The organism is Paenibacillus sp. FSL R10-2734 (assembly GCF_037963865.1).
Lineage (GTDB): Bacteria > Bacillota > Bacilli > Paenibacillales > Paenibacillaceae > Paenibacillus_AQ.
In genome coordinates this window covers 4,980,372-4,998,304 of the sequence record NZ_CP150170.1, presented here as the reverse complement: position 1 = coordinate 4,998,304, position 17,933 = coordinate 4,980,372, and the positions used below count along the sequence as shown (strand labels likewise).

17 protein-coding genes and 1 pseudogene are annotated in these 17,933 nt (G+C 41.5%); 17 read left to right on the top strand and 1 reads right to left on the bottom strand.

The genetic code is table 11. From position 1 onward, the window contains the following. The first annotated feature begins 11 nt into the window (after positions 1–11). From NSS67_RS21890 to NSS67_RS21815, 16 genes and pseudogenes are all read left to right on the top strand, one after another. Positions 12–1,046 carry a phosphotransferase gene (locus tag NSS67_RS21890; protein ID WP_339315701.1) on the top strand — a complete coding sequence of 345 codons (1,035 nt, stop codon included), beginning with the start codon at positions 12–14 and terminating at the stop codon, positions 1,044–1,046. Between the two features lie 170 nt (positions 1,047–1,216). Further along, positions 1,217–2,389 carry a DUF1963 domain-containing protein gene (locus NSS67_RS21885; RefSeq protein WP_339315700.1) on the top strand — a complete coding sequence of 391 codons (1,173 nt, stop codon included), beginning with the start codon at positions 1,217–1,219 and terminating at the stop codon, positions 2,387–2,389. A 144-nt stretch (positions 2,390–2,533) separates the two neighbouring features. After that, positions 2,534–3,792 (top strand): annotated as a pseudogene (locus NSS67_RS21880) (MFS transporter). Continuing rightward, positions 3,789–5,099 (top strand): ectonucleotide pyrophosphatase/phosphodiesterase, encoded by a 1,311-nt coding sequence (locus NSS67_RS21875; RefSeq protein WP_339315699.1) that lies wholly within the window; start codon positions 3,789–3,791, stop codon positions 5,097–5,099. The pseudogene NSS67_RS21880 and the gene NSS67_RS21875 overlap by 4 nt, the downstream one beginning before the upstream one ends. Positions 5,100–5,183: 84 nt before the next feature. After that, positions 5,184–6,269: a nucleotidyltransferase domain-containing protein gene (locus NSS67_RS21870; RefSeq protein WP_339315698.1), complete on the top strand. Its 1,086-nt coding sequence runs from the start codon at positions 5,184–5,186 to the stop codon at positions 6,267–6,269. Positions 6,270–6,488: 219 nt separating this feature from the next. Next, on the top strand, positions 6,489–7,364 hold the full coding sequence (locus NSS67_RS21865) for a YitT family protein (protein ID WP_339315697.1): 876 nt from the start codon (positions 6,489–6,491) through the stop codon (positions 7,362–7,364). 123 nt (positions 7,365–7,487) lie between these two features. After that, a complete protein-coding gene (locus NSS67_RS21860; RefSeq protein ID WP_339315696.1) occupies positions 7,488–7,910 on the top strand; it encodes an Rrf2 family transcriptional regulator in 423 nt (140 codons plus the stop codon). A 279-nt stretch (positions 7,911–8,189) separates the two neighbouring features. Further along, complete coding sequence (locus tag NSS67_RS21855) at positions 8,190–8,924, top strand: metallophosphoesterase family protein (RefSeq protein WP_339315695.1); 735 nt, start codon at positions 8,190–8,192, stop codon at positions 8,922–8,924. 52 nt (positions 8,925–8,976) lie between these two features. Further along, positions 8,977–9,582, top strand: coding sequence for a methyltransferase domain-containing protein (locus NSS67_RS21850; protein ID WP_339315693.1), 606 nt, complete (start codon positions 8,977–8,979; stop codon positions 9,580–9,582). 13 nt (positions 9,583–9,595) lie between these two features. Next, the gene (locus tag NSS67_RS21845) at positions 9,596–10,180 is read left to right on the top strand and encodes a GNAT family protein (protein ID WP_339320663.1); all 585 of its coding nucleotides are present in this window, start codon (positions 9,596–9,598) and stop codon (positions 10,178–10,180) included. A gap of 17 nt (positions 10,181–10,197) precedes the next feature. Then, a complete protein-coding gene (locus NSS67_RS21840) occupies positions 10,198–10,944 on the top strand; it encodes a peptidase E (RefSeq protein WP_339315692.1) in 747 nt (248 codons plus the stop codon). Then, positions 10,941–11,258, top strand: a complete 318-nt coding sequence (locus NSS67_RS21835) for a hypothetical protein (protein ID WP_339315691.1) — start codon at positions 10,941–10,943, stop codon at positions 11,256–11,258. The genes NSS67_RS21840 and NSS67_RS21835 overlap by 4 nt, the downstream gene beginning before the upstream one ends. A gap of 117 nt (positions 11,259–11,375) precedes the next feature. Further along, positions 11,376–11,888: an N-acetyltransferase gene (locus NSS67_RS21830; protein WP_339315690.1), complete on the top strand. Its 513-nt coding sequence runs from the start codon at positions 11,376–11,378 to the stop codon at positions 11,886–11,888. A gap of 142 nt (positions 11,889–12,030) precedes the next feature. Next, positions 12,031–12,906, top strand: coding sequence for a VOC family protein (locus tag NSS67_RS21825; RefSeq protein WP_339315689.1), 876 nt, complete (start codon positions 12,031–12,033; stop codon positions 12,904–12,906). Between the two features lie 121 nt (positions 12,907–13,027). Continuing rightward, positions 13,028–13,906 (top strand): beta-1,6-N-acetylglucosaminyltransferase, encoded by an 879-nt coding sequence (locus tag NSS67_RS21820; protein ID WP_339315688.1) that lies wholly within the window; start codon positions 13,028–13,030, stop codon positions 13,904–13,906. Positions 13,907–13,929: 23 nt separating this feature from the next. Continuing rightward, on the top strand, positions 13,930–14,565 hold the full coding sequence (locus NSS67_RS21815) for an NAD(P)-dependent oxidoreductase (protein ID WP_339315687.1): 636 nt from the start codon (positions 13,930–13,932) through the stop codon (positions 14,563–14,565). 79 nt (positions 14,566–14,644) lie between these two features. Here NSS67_RS21815 and NSS67_RS21810 read toward each other — a convergent pair whose 3' ends face one another. Beyond that, positions 14,645–15,400 (bottom strand): MBL fold metallo-hydrolase, encoded by a 756-nt coding sequence (locus NSS67_RS21810; protein WP_339315686.1) that lies wholly within the window; start codon positions 15,398–15,400, stop codon positions 14,645–14,647. Between the two features lie 252 nt (positions 15,401–15,652). Here NSS67_RS21810 and NSS67_RS21805 point away from each other — a divergent pair, with 252 nt between their 5' ends. Continuing rightward, positions 15,653–17,671: a Na+/H+ antiporter gene (locus NSS67_RS21805; RefSeq protein ID WP_339315685.1), complete on the top strand. Its 2,019-nt coding sequence runs from the start codon at positions 15,653–15,655 to the stop codon at positions 17,669–17,671. The last annotated feature ends 262 nt before the right edge of the window (positions 17,672–17,933 follow it).

Genomic DNA, 17,933 nt, shown 5'->3' with positions numbered 1-17,933 from the left:
AGGAAGTACAGATGAATTTGGAACAAAATATGATCATAATTGCTCAAGGCTTAGCCGAGATACTTCAACGCGGAAAGATATGTCATTTAGAGAATGGGTTTATGACAGAAGCGGAACGTGGCTGGTCAGGTGCGGAGGTACATCGTTTAGAGGTTACCTACGAAAATGGTGAAAAGGAAAATGTGATATTTAAAGAGGCGGCTCTAAAAGAACGCATGGCAATGAAAACGTTAACTGATCAAGGCCATCGGAACACGCCTGCCGCTTTTTCATTGGATATAGAAACAGATGCGCCAAGATGGATGGTGATAGAAGATTTAGGGAGTGTTAAATCTCCTCCATCTGGTGTTAACTGGTCGCCGAGGATAGCAGAGGCATTAGCGAGAATTCATGCCCGCAATATGGGTAGAGGTTCGGAGATGTTATGGCTCCCCCATGCGGACCGTCATTATTGGGAAAAATATTTAGTTACACAAGTATCCGTGGATCATTTTGAAGACCTTATGGAGCAGAATCCTGAGTTTTGCAGGGAATTTGGGGCATATCTGCCGTCATTGCGTGAGAAAGCTAACGCTTTTGCGCGCGATATGGCGGCTTTATACGATGAGAAGGAAAGTCTGACGCTCACGCACGGAGATTTGCAGTCGATTGATGGTTCCCACATCCATTATCATAATGAAAACCCATTTATTATTGATTTCGGATGGTGCTATTACGCGCCTTTTTATATTGACCTCGCTAGTTTTTTTAACCTTGAGGATGCCAATCATTATTACAACGAATTAATAGCAAACGGTATATCTCTTCACTATGATGATTTTTATGAAAGATTGAGGGCAGCGTTTCGATACTCAGGGTTGATATATCTATGTCCGAGTATTAGACAATGGTCTCTTGGGCCAACTGAATTAACGGGTAAACGTCTGCTTCAAATGCTGAAGATTGTACTAACAGGCGAATTTCCTGAGCGTAGGATTGATTACTCTAGTGAACTTTTCGCACAGCTGCTTAAGGAGCATAGGAACGGTACACTACATAAGCTTTAGACTGTTAGATCTACCACAATCGGCCAGCTCAAAAAAATATTCAGAACAGGGGTGGTATGATGATCGAGCGACTGCCCTGCCAAACCTCAGGTTGCAAGGCAAGCATTCTTCCTGCAACTTCTTTAAAAACGGGTGGGATTTGCATGCCCTGTCATCAGAGGAAGATTGCTTTGGAAGAAAAGGCATTTATTGAACAGAATCGAAAAGATGTTGATTTGTATGCAGGTGTGAATGATCCGGTTGAAATTCTTAAAATCATGCACAAGCCGCGAAAATACAATCCACTTGAGCACGAAATACCCTACCACAAAACTGCGCAAGAGATGTATCATCAGCTGACTGAAAGTGAACGGGAGCGATTGGAGACCTACGCGGTTGTATTAATGGAAGAAGATGATTTTGACCAGGCTGAGACCATTCTACTGTCGCTTGCATGTTTTTCAAGTGCACGCATAGAGCGGGGCCTCGAGGCTTTTTATCGCAATGGGAAGTATTATCCAAGTATTCTCTTTAAGGAAGCGGGTCAGGATATCCGCGATAAGCTCATACATCAGTTGGGGTACGATTCGGCAAACCGTAATCACTTGCTGCTTGCGCTAGCCTGGATTGGCGATGAAGTAGTTGTTCGGCAGTTCCAGACATGGCGGCGGCACCCGCCTGGGTGGGCAGCGGAGTTAAACGTGCCTCCGGAAACCTACGCTCATGAGGCAGGCTGGGAGTTAGATAACGAAGGCAGGAAGAGGCTGCTTTTTTACCCTGAGAGTTATCATTTTAAAGTAAGCGGTGAAGGAAAAGATGGGTTAAATCGGGCTGCTTCGGCGGTAGCGGCATTGCAAGCAGGTGAGCATTCCTGTCCTTGGTGCGACAGTAAATTGACAGTGCTATTTGATTACAATTTGCAGAACCCGCTAGTTCAATTTATGAAGCTACCCGGTCAGTGGTTAAGGATAGCAGCTTGTATGCACTGTAATTGTTATGGCACTGTGTTTATGAATGCAGATCTGGATGGCAGATACTCGTGGAGTGAATATAATGCCGTTCCCGATTTTTTGCCTGAAAATGAAGCTATGGAAGAGTTATCATGGCGTACCATGCAACTATCGGAGCGGCAGATGGGAGCCTATGATAATGCGTATTGGATGCTTGAGGCGCCTGCATCGAAGATTGGAGGACATCCGACCTGGATTCAGGATGCGGAATATCCTGTGTGTCCTTGCTGCTCGGTGACGATGAAGTTTATTGCGCAAATGGACATGGAACAGGCCGAGGAGAGCGAAGGGATTTATTATGCATTTCTTTGCGAGGCTTGCCTAAAGGTAGCTGTGAATTACCAGCAGACGTAAAGTGATTTGCCGGAATTGAACTTTAAATCCAAGGATGGTTCCTCGTACAACCTTCAGTCATATGTAGTTTTACATAAATTTAACACGCCACTTATGCTCAAGTGATATAACAGAAAGAATTAGGTGAAAAGGTGGCTGCTATGGATGAAACTAAGCAAAGAGGAAAAATCATGGATTCTATATGACTGTGGGAATTCGGCGTATTCGATGGCGGTTACAACTGCTTTGCTGCCTATTGTTTTTGGGATGTTTTCGAATGTTAACAACAGCATGGACTTAGGGTATTTCAATTCCATTGCGAGTATTCTGGTGGCAGTTCTTAGCCCGATTTTAGGGACGCTGGCAGATTACAAGGATAAGAAAAAACGCTTCTTTATATTTTTCTCATTGATCGGCGTGATAGCTACAGCTTCGCTGGCTTTCGTAGCACCTGCGATGGGCAATGGCAGTTATTGATTGTATTTTATATTTTGTCAGTCATAGGTTTTGCTGGAGCCAATATTTTTTATGACTCTTTTCTGGTGGATGTAACCACTGATGAAAGGATGGACAAGGTATCCTCGAAAGGTTTTGCTTTTGGATATATCGCCAGCGTCATTCCATTTGGTATCAGCCTACTCTTGATTCTGTTTATGGGGATGGATAAATCGATCGGTTATCAGATTGGATTTATTATTACGGCCCTTTGGTGGGGGCTATTGACCATGCCTATGATCAAGGATGTGCAGCAGAGATATTACATTGAACCGGAACCAAAACCGGTTATCAACAGCTTTAAAAGACTGGGAGACACCTTCAAAAATGTCAAACAGCATAAAGTGGTATTTGTTTTCTTAATTGCCTACTTTCTTTATATTGATGGAGTAGATACGATAATAAAAATGGTAGTGCCATATGCCACATCGGTTCTGGGTGCGGATACTTTTGACACCTTCACCTTACTGGGGATATTACTAGTTATTCAGATTATTGCTTTTCCGTGTGCCATCCTGTATGGTAATCTCGCCAAAAAATATTCAGCTAGAACGATGATCATCGTGGGGATTTTTACATATATCATTTCCTGTATTGCAGCTTTCTTTATCACCTCAGTGTGGCATATATTTATTCTGGGTGCGCTAATCGGTTCTGCTCAGGGAGGAATTCAGGCGCTCAGCAGATCTTATTATGCAAAGATTATTCCTAAAGAAAATTCCAATGAATTCTTTGGATTCTACAATATTTTTGGCAAGTTCGCGGCGATTGTTGGTCCTGCAGTGATGTCTTTAACAACTACCTTAACAGGCCATGCTAAATATAGTATTTTATCGATTATCCCACTATTTATTATTGGGTTCTTCGTATTTATTACTTTACCTAAAGAGCAGCCTGAACTTGATGAAACCAAGGGGCTTATTCTATGAAGTCAATCAAAGAACAAACGGCAATGGCCAAGCATTTGATCGTCATCTCTTACGATGCCTTTTCAGAAGATCAATGGGAAATGGCTAGCCGCCTTCCGAACTTATCGAAATTAATTAACAATGGAGCACATAGCAAGAAATTGAAAAGTGTCTATCCCACACTCACTTATGTGGTGCACACTACGATAGCGACCGGTGTATATCCAGATAAGCATGGCATCCATCACAACAATCCGTTTCAGCCGTTTGTGAAGGAAAAGGAGCAAAGCTGGTTCTGGTTTAGAAATGCGATAAAGGTACCCACGATATACGATGCTGCGCGCGAGCATAACATGAGTACAGCTGGAATCCTCTGGCCGGTATCAGGGAAATCCTCAATCCAATTCAATATACCGGAAATTAGAGCGATCAAAAACGAAAATCAGGCACTGAAGGTGTTAAAAAGCGGGAGCCCCTTATATTGTATCGAGATGGAGCTGAAATACGGACGTCTTCGAAAAGGGATTGAACAGCCTTATTTGGATGACTTCACGACCAAGTGTGCGATAGAAACAATTAAGCGCAAAAAGCCTAATCTTCTCATGATACATTTGATTGATCTGGATGATGCTAAGCACATTTACGGGACGGACAGCGACGAAGTGAAGCAGGTAATTACACGTATGGATATTCGGCTAGGCGAAATTATGCAGGCAGTGGATGAAGCCGGTATGAAGGATGATACGATTTTTTTGGTTTTGGGTGACCATGGACAGTTTAATGTCAGGTACAAAGTGCATTTGAACAAGCTTTTGCAGGAAAAAGGGCTGATCTATGAAGATAACGGCGAAATGAAGTGGAGAGCTTACTTTCAGTGTGGGGGTGGAGCGGCTTACCTGCATATCAAACCGGGGGATGAAGAAGCAGAGCGGTTAGCATTAGCGGCTATTCAGGATGATATGAAAGATGACGCTTCTGGTATAGAGGAATTGTATGCTAGAGAGAAGCTAGATCATCTTCATGTCGGTCAATCCACTAAGTATATGCTTGAAGCTAAGAGAGGCTATTGTTTTGATGAGAGCATGGTTGAACCAACGATTGTCGATCTGGACAAACAAGGGGTTAAATACGCAACTCACGGGTATTCTCCCGATAAAGAGGATTATAGATGCAACTTGGTGATCTCAGGGAGTAAGGTTAAAAGTGACTATCCTATAGGGGATCTCGAAATGGTAGATATCGCTCCTACGATGGCAAAGATTTTAGGGATTGAGTTTAATTCTTGTGACGGAAGACCTTTAGATGAAATTTTCAATTACTTGGTATAGATTAAATATAGATAAAGTCGGGATACTTACTAGAGCAATATCCATATACAATGGAATTAAAGTGGTTTGAGGGGAGAATTGGATATGGATGCTGTTAATAGACAACAAATTTTAAATAAAAATGACAAACTTATTAGTATGGTTATTGAACGTGCCAAAAGAGATTTTCCTGATGATATTGCAATCATTGGGCTTACAGGTTCTTTCAGTACCGGAGATTTTCATGAAAAAAGCGATCTTGATCTAATCATAATTAATAACACGGCCCAAGGCTGGGGGATATCATCGTGCTTTATTCTGGAGGATATTGGATACGACATATATTGTACGCCATGGGAAACAAGGATAGAAGATCAAGCGAATCTTGAGAGCCCAATGATTTCGTGTCTGGTAGATTTAGAGGTGTTATATTGTGCGAAGCCCGAATATCTGGAAAAGCTGAATTTATATAAACAGAAAGCTCTCGATGCTTTGGCAAAGCCTATAGGGAGTGAATGTATCAGTAGAGCGAAAAAGAGTTTGGACATAGCAAAACAGGAATATACGAATACATTACTCTCTGAAGATATCGGCGCAGTGAGGTACGCTTCATGCGAAGTTGTATACAATTTGGTAAATGCTTTAACCCATTTGAACAATACCTATTTTAAACGGGGACTTAAGAGATATCTGGAGGAAATTGCTACGTACCGTTATATTCCTGATGATTTTGAAATGATATACATGGCTGTGATCGATGCGAAGACTATCGTTGAAATCAGAAGTACATCATATAGTTTTCTAGAAAGTGTCAATGATTTATATAATAAAATGTATAAGGATTTTGTGATTCAGCCTGTCCCAACCTATGATAATCTTGGTGGCACCTTTGAAGAATTGTGGTGTAACAGTCGTAATAAGGTTATAGCAAGTGTGGAATTAAATGATAAATCTTATGCCTATTATGTAGCAATGGGCATACAAAATTTTCTTGATGAAATGACAGAATCAAGGGGAACCAAAAAGTTTGATATTATGCAGTATTTTGATTCAGATCATCTTCATTTATTTAAAGAGCAGTTTCTGCAGGTCATGGATGAATATCAGGAAGAATACAATAAAGTAGGTAGAAAAGTTGAACAATACGATACTTTTGAGCAATTATATAACGAATATATGAGGATGCGATAGGGAAGAAAACCAGACTACGAATTTTCGTAGTCTGGTTTTTTTGTGGAACGACAAAATTTTTTTAAGTCCTATGGGTAAAATAAAAGATCATCATATTAGTAATGTCTGATTTGCCAAAGTGGTGATATTTATTATAGACTGTTTTTTATCGGCTTTTATCCAGTGAATGTTGTTCACTTGTAGTGATATGAAAAAACTAATTTGAAGTGGGGAAATGGAATGCATGGAATGAGACAGCATCAAAAATCAAATAAGCTGAAGATATTTTCAAAAGTCATATTAATTATTATAGGGGCACTTATTACTTCATATGGTCTGGAATCCGTGTTAATCCCTAACAATGTTTCAGATGGTGGTGTGACAGGTCTAAGTATCGTTGGTTCACAGCTGTTTGGATTACCGTTAGGACTGCTAATTGTTGTAATTAACATTCCTTTTGTTTGGTTAGGATATAAGCAAATTGGTAAAAGCTTTGCTGTTTATTCCATTATCGGTATTGCATCACTAGCCATTGGTACAAGCCTTATGCACCATGTGCCAACGATTATTGAAGGAGATACATTGTTAATTACTGTTGTTGGTGGGATTATCATCGGTTTCGGGATGGGGTTAGCGCTGCGTAATGGTGGGGCGTTAGATGGGATCGACATGTTGGCTGTATTACTTTCACGAAAAATACCTTTTGGGACAAGTGATCTAATCTTATTCCTAAACATGTTTGTCTTTATTGTTGTTTCAACAGCATTTGGTCTACAAGGGGCGATTCTATCCGCACTTGCTTATTTTATTGCTTCTAAAGTAATACATATTGTTGAAGAAGGTTTGAGTGGCTCTAAAACCTTTAAAATCATTACAGTTCACCCGGAAATCATGGTAGAAACGATTCGTGATCGATTGGGTCGTGGGGCAACCTATACAGATGCTTACGGTGGCTACTCCAATGAACAATTCAAAGAAATCACCTGTGTAATTAACCGTCTGGAAGAAAGCAAAATCAAAGACATCATTCATGAAATTGACCCTAATGCTTTTGTTGTAGTATATGATGTAGCAGAAGTTAAGGGCGGAAATTTCAAAAAACATAATATTCATTAATTACGATCCTGAAGTGCCATCTCCTCAAGTGTTTGACAAATGCATAAAATGTAACTATTATTGTTTCATCTGATTATTGCACTTGTTACTAGCATGACAGCACGGCAGAAGGAGAGATTTATAGTGAACATAAGCACCCGATTTGCGGTAGCCATTCATATATTAACGTTGATCGATAGTAATAAAGAGGGCAAGAGCACCTCGGAGTGGATAGCGGGTAGCGTGAACACAAACCCTGTAGTTATTCGCCGTCTAACGAGTATGCTGCAAAAAGCTGGACTGGTAACAGCCCGCCCTGGCGTCGCAGGAGCTTCACTTACACGCAGCGCCTCTGAGATTACACTGCTGCAGATTTACAGAGCGGTAAATGCAGTGGAAGAGGATTCGTTATTCTCGGTTCATGAACATCCCAACCCGGAATGTCCAGTGGGCAAAAATATAGCCAGTGCCATTGTGCCGGTATTTTCGCTCGCGCAAAAGGCGATGGAGAATGTCCTTCAGGAGGTTACTTTGGAGCAGATTGTGAATGAAATGCCTGAAATATAACCACTCCATATCGCGACGTAGAATGAAGACCACAACATGTGCTAACGTGCTTGTGGTCTTTTTTTTAATGGAAACATATCTTTCATGCTACTACGGGTGTTCAATTTTAAATCCTCATAATCACAAGGCTTCCAATGGTTCGAGTCAGGAGAGTAGTGACTCAAAGAAGGGAAGTAGGGCGTAATCATAGAATCTGTATTTAGAAGGCAGAGAACTGATAATACTTCATATAGGAAAAATCTAAGATGATGAAGTGGAAAAATGAACGGAGGAACTATCATGGAACAAATTGCATTAATCTCAGATATTCATGGGAATATACCGGCTTTGACAGCCGTATTAGAGGATATTAAGCAGCGTGGAATTAGCAGAGTATTTTGTCTAGGGGATATTGTTGGGAAGGGGCCGAATTCAGATATAGCCGTTGATATCATTAAGAAAAATTGTGAAATCAGTGTTATGGGAAACTGGGATGATTTAATGAATCAGGATGTTGATTTTGAAATGGCTCGGTGGAGTCGGAAATTGTTAGGCAAAGACCGTCTTGCTTATTTAGGCACATTACCGTTCTCGATTGAGTTTATGATGAGCGGTAAGTTCATTCGATTATTTCATGCTTCACCGCGAAGCTACTATGAACGGATTCAGCCTTGGGATGATTATGAGAAGCGACTGTCTATGTTTGGTTGTTCCGAACTCTGTCAGGAGAAGCGACAAGCGGATATCGTAGGCTATGGGGACATTCATAATGCTTTTATTCAACATTTAGAAGGGAAGACCTTATTTAATGTAGGCAGTGTGGGGAATCCTCTAGATGTCACTCAGGCATCTTATGTGATTTTGGAGGGAGAATACGGGGGAGTGACTGTAGCTCCTTTTAACATACAATTTGTGAGAGTTCCTTATGATATTGAGTTAGCCATTCAACAAGCTATAGAGGCTGTTATGCCAGCTACAGAGCCGTATATCCGAGAGCTTAGAACCGCGCAGTACAGAGGGAATGCCCGGGGATAATGGATGAATATGCTCGTAGCGTTACAATTAGATCAGAAAGAGATGATCCCTTATGAAAATGGTTAGTGCTTTAGAGCATTATGAATCCTTGATTGATGAGGGAAATGATCCAGCACAAGATCCTCCCATTGGACAGGCCTATATGAGTCAGTGGGATGGGCCTATTTTCTTCGATGGATTGAATGGTAACGATAAAAGGATATTAGAAATTGGAATTGGAACAGGAAGGGTTGCTAAATCGGTCTTAGGTTTGGGATGCTGGTTTCTCACAGGAATAGATACCTCACCAAAAACACTTGCAAGAGCGGATCTGAATCTTAGAAATTTCTCCAATAAAGAGCTAGTGCTAGCTGATATTTGTGAGTTCGTACGTCCTAATACTTTTGATGCAGCTTATAGTGTATTAACTTTTCTTCATATAGAGGATAAAGAACAAGCATTAAATAATATCTATACATCACTCCTACCTAATGGAACGTTTTTGTTATCTGTTAGCAAGGATGAAGAGTGGTTTTATTTCAATGATAGAAGAATTAAATTATATCCAGCCGATGTGGATGAATATATAAGGCTTTTTAACAAAACGGGATTTCATATCGAATGGGTAAAGGAAACGAAAAGTCGCACTGCAACCCTAATTCATGCCATCAAAAAGTAACGGAGGGAACGAATTGAAGCTTAGTCATGTTTTTGAGCAATTCCCTACTTTGGAAACCGAGCAACTAACACTGAAAAAGATTGAAGTAAGTAATCTTGAAGAGGTATTTGGAATTTATAGCAATGATCAAGTGTTTGAGTACTGCGGAATTATCCCGAAACATAATAAAGATACAGTAAAGAATATGATTGGACATTTCGAACGTGATTTTAGCAAAGGGGTAAGAGTGAAGTGGGGGATTTTTCGCAAAAATAATCCGTACATACTGCTAGGTATCATCGAAGCTATGGATTTTAATCAAAAGGTGGATATGGTCACGATCGGTTATTTTTTGGCGGAGACTTATTGGGGTAAAGGGATTGCAACTCAGGCCGTTCAAATGGTGGAGAAATATTTATTCGAGACTGCAGAGGTCAATCGAATCCAAGCTGAGGTCATGCCTTTTAATGAGCGGTCCAAGCGGGTTCTTTTGAAAAGTGGCTTTATAAAAGAGGGAACATTAAGGCAGGCGCATGTATGGTCAGGTAAAGGGCTCGTTGATTTGGAGATTTACAGCATATTAGCAGAGGAATACGGAGAGGGAGAAAGCAGATCCTAGTGAAAGTAGGGGAGATTATGGGGACTATCGTGGTCATAGGTGGGGGAGAGCTAATCGATTTAGAAACGCTTGAAATGGATCGTGAAGTTGTGAAGTTAACCCAAAAAGCTAATCCGAAGGCGTTATTTATTCCAACAGCTAGCAGTGATGCTCCAGGTTATTGTGACACGTTCAACAAAGTGTACGGCGAAATTCTAGGATGTGAAACAAGTCATTTATTGCTTGTGAGCCAAACCTATACCCATGAAGAAATCACAGAGTTCATTGTATCCGCTGATCTGATTTATGTGGGTGGAGGCAATACCCGAAAGATGCTGGAGATTTGGAGAAATACCGGTGTGGATGTTCTTCTAAAAGAAGCTTACACCTCTGGGACCGTATTAGCAGGGCTGAGTGCAGGTTCGATTTGCTGGTTTGAATATGGGCATAGTGATTCTGAAGCGTTCGATGATCAAGGGAAGTGGCAGTATATTAAGCTTGAAGCGATGGGGATTCTGTCAGGTATTCATTGTCCGCATTATGATGAGGATATTCGGGTAGAGGATTTTTCGCGTATGGTAAAAGGTGGGGGGATACCCGGAATCGCTGTGGATAATAACTGTGCCATCATCTACAAAGATAATGAATGTAAAGTGATGTCAACCAGAGAAGAAGCGAAAGCCTATCGTGTGATGGATTCTGAGCAAGGTGTTGTCGTTACGGAAATCGAAGAACACCCAAGCTACAGACCTCTTCATGAACTGTATGGTGGAGGTGATCAATGAAGTCTAATCAAATCTCGATAGTCCTAGCGAGTTTAATTCTAGGGATTTCATTTATTATTGGTTGTTCACTAACTTTTAACGATAAAGAATCGGAAGCCACACAAGACCAGACTTCATCCATAGCGACAGCAGATAAGCTTCTGATGGATATTAAAGAAACGGCTTTATATTTAAACCTGACTGAAGATCAAGTGATGAAAATTATTACAACGGAGCATAGTAGTATAATACTGGGTTCTGTTCCTAACACTCCTTTTCCTTATATAAATATTGATCATAAATATCTCTTTAACAAAGAATTATTATCAATGTAGGTTTCGGATGCCTCCTTAAATAGGAGAGTTTATCTAAACGGACAAATGAAATAAGGATTGAAGAGGACTTCTGGAGTCCGGCGTAGTTGAATATTTTCAAGAATGGAGAACTCCGAAATGATTATTAGAACAGAAACGTCAGCAGATTATGATGGCGTGCATCAAGTAAATGTTAAGGCTTTTGGTGATCGAGAAGATGAAGCGCGCTTAGTCGAAAGGATTAGGAATTCGGAAGGGTTTATTCCGGAGCTCTCGATTGTAGCAGAACAAGATAATGAGATTGTAGGACATCTGCTGCTCAGCAAGGCTGTAGTTCGTGATGGGGAAAATATAAATGATGTAATGGCGCTAGCTCCGATCGCGGTTATGCCTGACGTTCAGAAGCAGGGCATCGGCAAGGCTCTTATCCTTGAAGGATTAGACAGATGTAGAACGCTTGGCTATGATCTTGTCTTTCTGATCGGACATCCGGAATATTATCCTAAGCTCGGATTTCAACCGGCAAGGCAGTATGGTTTCGATTTGAAGCAGTTCGAAGTGCCCGATGAAGTATTTATGGTCTGTGAGTTGAAGGAAGGCGCACTTCAGAAGGGTAAAGGAGAATTGATCTACCCGCAAAGTTTTTTCTAATGATCTGAATGAATCATGCTTGGCTGTGAATCAGTCAGCATGATTTTTTTTGTTGGTAATTGACAAACATATAGAATGTAACTATACTAAAGATAGTTAATTTGTAACTAATTAAGTTACAGGGAGATCAGGAGGAAATATAATGACAACTAAAACAACACTTCATCCGGACGTAGAGATCGGTCTGGTGCAAATTAGAGTAAGTAATTTAGAACGTTCGCTCACCTTTTATCAGAATGTTGTGGGGCTGAGTATTTTACGGCAGAATGGCCGTGAGGTGGAAATGACTGCTGATGGTCAAAATGTGTTATTGATTCTGCGGGAGATTGAGAATGCAAGAGTGCTTCGTCCGAGCTCTGTGGCTGGGTTGTATCATTTTGCTATCCTTGTTCCGGATCGTCCGAGCTTAGGACTCGTAGTGCGCAATTTGATCGCTTCGGGGATTGAAGTGGGCCAGGGAGATCATTTGGTGAGTGAAGCGCTGTACATTCAGGACCCAGATAATAATGGAATTGAAATTTATCGAGATCGCCCTAAGGATACATGGAAGTATGATGCGGAAGGGTATGTAGTAATGACAACAGATCCAGTGGATGTAGATGGATTGTTGGCAGCTTCTGAAGGTTTGCAGTGGAATGGGTTGCCAGCTGGAACGGTGATCGGACATGTGCACTTTCATGTAGGTAATTTAAGTAAAGCGAAGGAGTTCTACGTTGATTTGCTCGGCTTTGATCTAGTAGCTAATTATGGCAGTGCGGCAATGTTTATTTCTGCTGGTGGATACCATCACCATATTGGATTGAATATTTGGGCGGGGCAAGGCGCACCTACGGCTCCTGCTGATGCAGTGGGAATTGATTATTTCACCTTACTTCTTCCAAATGAAGAGGAGCGTGCGGCTGTAGTGGAGCGTGTTCAGCAAGCTGGTTACAGCGTTGTAGAAGAGAATGGAGCTCCTACATTTAAAGATCCGTGGAACATTGGAATCAGACTTACATTGAAGCGTCATACGAAATAATGTAAGAATAAATTCAACTTTCCTTTATTTGGACAATTACTTATATCCAATTTCGTCCATTTATTTTATAATATTTGGAAATAGATGGGCGGAAGGGTGAGTTTTGTTGGAAGCATTCAAAATGGCGTATGTAATCCTTTGTCATAAAAATCCTGAACAGATCAATATGCTAATCGATAGTTTAACTAATGACTCCGTCGAGTTTTTCCTGCATGTCGATCACAAAAGTGGCATTGAAGCTGATATTACTCACCGTAACGATATTCATTTTGTGGATGAGTCTATGGATGTGCAGTGGGGGCATTACAGTCAGATTGAATGTATTTTGAAGTGTTTTGCGCTAATCAAAGCTCATGGGGAGTTCAGTTATATCCACATCATAAGCGGGCAGGATCTGCCCCTTTCTTCAAATGAAGCTATTCATGATTTTTTTAAGGAGAATCAAGGGAAGGAATTTGTGAAGTACCTGCAATTACCGAGCGCTTCAGAAACGTGGGGATGTTATGAGAGGGTATCGGTTTATTATCCTAGATTTCTGATCTCAAGGACTAGGCGTATGACAGCAATTAGAATGAGGTACATTAAATTGGTAATGAGCGTTCCATTCTTGCAAAGAAGGCTGCATCCCCTGCCAAAAGCGCTGTATAAAGGCTCGAACTGGATGTCAATTACAGGTGAATGTATGGAGTACATAATGGATTTTATTGCTGCTTCTCCGGAGTATGTTCAATTTTTTAAGAACACATTATGTGGAGATGAAATCTTCTTCCATACGATTATTTTGAATAGCGCGTTTAAGAACAATGTACGGAATGAAATTAAGAGGTATACAGACTGGGAGACAGGACCGGAATATCCTCGAACACTAACGGTAGAAGATTATGACCGGATCACGAGTACGGGTACAGAATGCTTTTGGGGGAGAAAGTTTGATCTCGATATCGACAGAATCATCATTCACGATCTCCTTGATATAAATACTAAAGTGACTACATCGTAAAACACATACAGGAGGACAAGCTTATGAAAATCGCAGTTGTTGGAGCAAGTGGAAAAGCCGGAAGTCGAATCACTCAGGAAGCACTAGATAGAGGCCATGAAGTTACAGCCATTGTACGGGATGCATCGAAAGTTGCAAATAGTAAGGCAAAGGTCATCGAAAAGGATGTGTTTTCACTTACTGCTGAAGATTTGAAGGGTTTTGATGTTGTTGTGAATGCTTTCGGAGCACCGTTTGGACAAGAGCATCTGCATGTTGATGCTGGAAATGTACTTATTGCAGCATTAAAGGATGCCCCTAATACAAGATTGATTGTAGTTGGAGGCGCGGGAAGTCTCTATGTAGATGAAGCAAAGACGCTTAAAGTGGTGGATACCCCTGATTTCCCTGATTTTATTAAGCCAACGGCTACGAATCAAGGTAAGAATCTGGAGATTCTGCAAGGTACAGATTCACTGTCTTGGACTTTCGTTAGTCCATCCGCCAATTTTGCTATTGGAACAAGAACAGGTTCTTATGTAAAAGGCAAAGATAATCTGCTGGTGAATTCCAAGAGCGAGAGCTATGTTAGCTATGAAGATTATGCGATTGCTATTGTAGATGAGATTGAACAGCCACAGCATATTCGCGAGCGGTTTACGGTGGTTTCGGAGTCTTAAGAGCATTTAACGAGTAGTGATCTTATTTGAAAAAGAAGGCAGAGCCGGTGAATTCAGGGCTCTGCCTTCTTTTATATGTTCATACCTTTGCTTCAGCAATTTCAGCAATTCGTTTGTTTGCTTCTCCGCGATAGATACCGCCATGATAGCAAATGACCGTATCAATCTCATACTCGGAAAACTTGCTTAGAGAGGATAAAGCTTGCTTCATGTCAGGCGTTGCTGAAGGAGCGGGTCCATGCAACTCGCCGTCTTTAACCGTTAGAGCATCCGCAGCAATTAACGTCCGGCTATTATGATGGTATAGACTCAGATGCCCCGGGCTATGACCTGGTGTATGGATAATCGTAATTCCACCGGCAAGAGGTAGTTGTTCTCCGTCTTTAAGGATTTCATCTACTCTTCCCTTTGGGGGATGGGACAACACAGACAGAAAAGCGCGTCGCCATTCCTCTGGAACATGAGGTGGAATCATGGCTTCAGCAGCAGCTAAAGCTTCGGGAGTGTGTTTAAGGAGCATTAACTCTCCTTCAATGTATGGCTTCTCGATTTCATGAGCCAGAACAGTTAGGTCTAGATTTTCTTCTGAGAGTAGGGCAGGCAAGCTACCGATATGATCTAAATCTTGATGTGTGATGATTACGTTACGTAGTCGTTCCCAGGGTACGTTCGCTTCTTTAAGAGCCTCTTTGAATTTTGGGAGTATACCCGGAAATCCAGTGTCGACGAGTACAGCGGAATGCTGATCCCAGAGCAGCGTGGGGTAAATGGTGTCACTTCCGCCCATAACCTGTGCTGTAATCTCTAACATTTCTATTCCATCTGCAATATGCATAATATCCCTCCATGATTGGTAATAAGAGTGATGCCGTTAGGCTAATGCATATGATACTCAAAATAGAATTTTATTTCAATAGCGTAATTTATTATTATAACATAAATAAATACTTTTGTCAATGTCTATCTGGTGTATTTTTTTGTGTAATTTCTAGGGGACATTATTGCTGAGAACGTCTATTTCTAGATTTTGCCTTTGTCAAAACCTTTGCGATATAATAATCAAATGAAAAATGGGAGCTGATGTGGTTTGGAGACTTTTCTAGTTGTTCTCGTCCTACTAGGGCTTATCGCAATATCCAATATCATAAACCGATTCATTCCCTTTGTGCCGATACCGTTAATTCAAATTGGTTTGGGTGTAATGGTTGTGCTAATACCGTTGGGAATACATATGACATTGGAACCAGAGCTGTTCTTTGTGTTATTCATTGCTCCGCTTTTGTTTAATGATGGGAAACGAACGCCAAGAAATGAATTATGGAACTTACGGGGTCCAATATTAATGCTAGCACTGGGATTGGTGTTCGCCACAGTACTTATTGCTGGTTATTCGATTAACTGGATGATCCCGACGATTCCGCTAGCAGCTGCATTTGCTCTGGCGGCGATCTTATCCCCGACAGATGCTGTCGCGGTTAGTGCAATCGCTGGAAGGGTCCATCTTCCTAAGAGTATTCATCGCATTCTAGAGGGTGAATCATTAATGAATGATGCCTCCGGTCTCGTTGCTTTTAACTTTGCTATTGCTGCAGCAGTTACAGGCGTATTCTCTTTGCCCAAAGCCTCCTTTAGCTTTGTGGTTATAGCTGTAGGCGGGTTGCTTGTTGGGGCATTATTGGCCTTTCTTCTGATACGATTCAGCGTATTTATTCGCAGACTGGGGATGGAGGATATAACGGTGCATGTGCTGCTGCAAATCCTAACCCCTTTTATTATCTATCTGATCAGTGAAGAGCTAGGAGTATCAGGTATTTTGGCAGTGGTTGCAGGGGGGATTATTCATGCGGTTGAGAAGGACCGTGCAGTATCTCCACAGTATAAGCTGCAGCTGGTATCTGCTAGTACATGGTCTGTTCTGCTCTATATATTGAACGGCCTGGTTTTTCTTATTCTCGGCTTATCTATTCCAGACGTTATAGAAGTGATCTACCGTGATACGGCTGTGGATAATCTTATGGTCGTTGGTTATGTATTAGCCATTACCGTGCTGCTGTTTGTACTACGGTTTGTATGGGTGTATGTGTTCTCTTTAGTGGGATCTCGTCTGCGAAAAATCGAAAAAACGCCTGTTAAGTCACTATTAATCCTTACCATTTCAGGAGTGCGTGGAGCGGTTACTTTAGCAGGTGCTTTCTCAATTCCCTTTGTTCTAGGGGATGGTTCGCCATTTCCTGAGCGTGACTTAATCATCTTTATCGCCGCAGGTGTTATTCTTATGTCGCTGCTAATCGCTAGTGTCTTTTTGCCAATTCTAGCAGGTAAAGAAGAGCCAATCGCCGAATCAGGTGATACAGGAGCCGAGCAGGCGGCCAAGTCTAAAGTTATTGCTGCGGGTATAACCATGCTGCAAAGTATGATGACAGAAGAGAGCAAGGAATCCGCACTGCCTGCTTTGAGTGAATTTAGAGAAAGAGTTTATAGTCTAAACTACGAAAACCAAGAGAAGAATCCAGCACTGGAGAACTTCCGCCGACTTGGTGTTGAAGCAAGGATTGTGGGCCTACATGCCGAACGTAAAGAGCTGAACCGATTGCTGGAGAATAATAAGATTCCCGCCTCCGTAGCTCAGAAGCTGGAAGAATTCTTGGGTCATAGTGAATTCTGTCTAGCCAGAAGTCTGAATTCACAGATCAGAATATCGATTACGGAGATTAGGCGGCTATTTGCAGGGATGCTCTCAGGACAGAGTGAAGGGGAAGCTAGCCAACAAATGCTTGAGCAGGCTGAGTGTGCTAGAGGAGCCAAAATTGCCATGTCCCATGCAGCTATAGCTGCTATTGATGCGAGTAAGAACGAGAATAACCGAAGAGCAGCCGAGAAGGTTGCGTGCAGTTATGAGCAGCTGATCTCACGCCTTGAGCAGGGACAAGGCTGGACAAAGGATGGTCTTGTTGATAATCAAAAGCTTGAAATGAAGCTGAAAGCCATTCAAGAGCAGCGGGATAAGGTGCAGCAGATGTACCAGGATGGAACGATTAACCGCAAGCTAGCCAGTAAATTACGTAAGTTCGTAGACCATTTAGAAACATCTATTTGGGAGGATTAGCTGTGCTAGACACATCGGTATCTTTTCATAGATTCAGGAGAAGAATTGGACGGTATCCTTAATTACACCATAGTAAGATTTACCACAGCAGAAGGTAACTGAACTTCATAAAGGTGAACGCAACCCGCCAACAGGGAAAGTTGGAAAATCGACAGATGCCGGGCCATATCTGACTAAAGTATAATTTAGCCCCGTACTGTTACAAATGTAAAGTGTACCTATTAATGTAACTACCAAGCGTTGATTTATGGAAGAGCAGTGA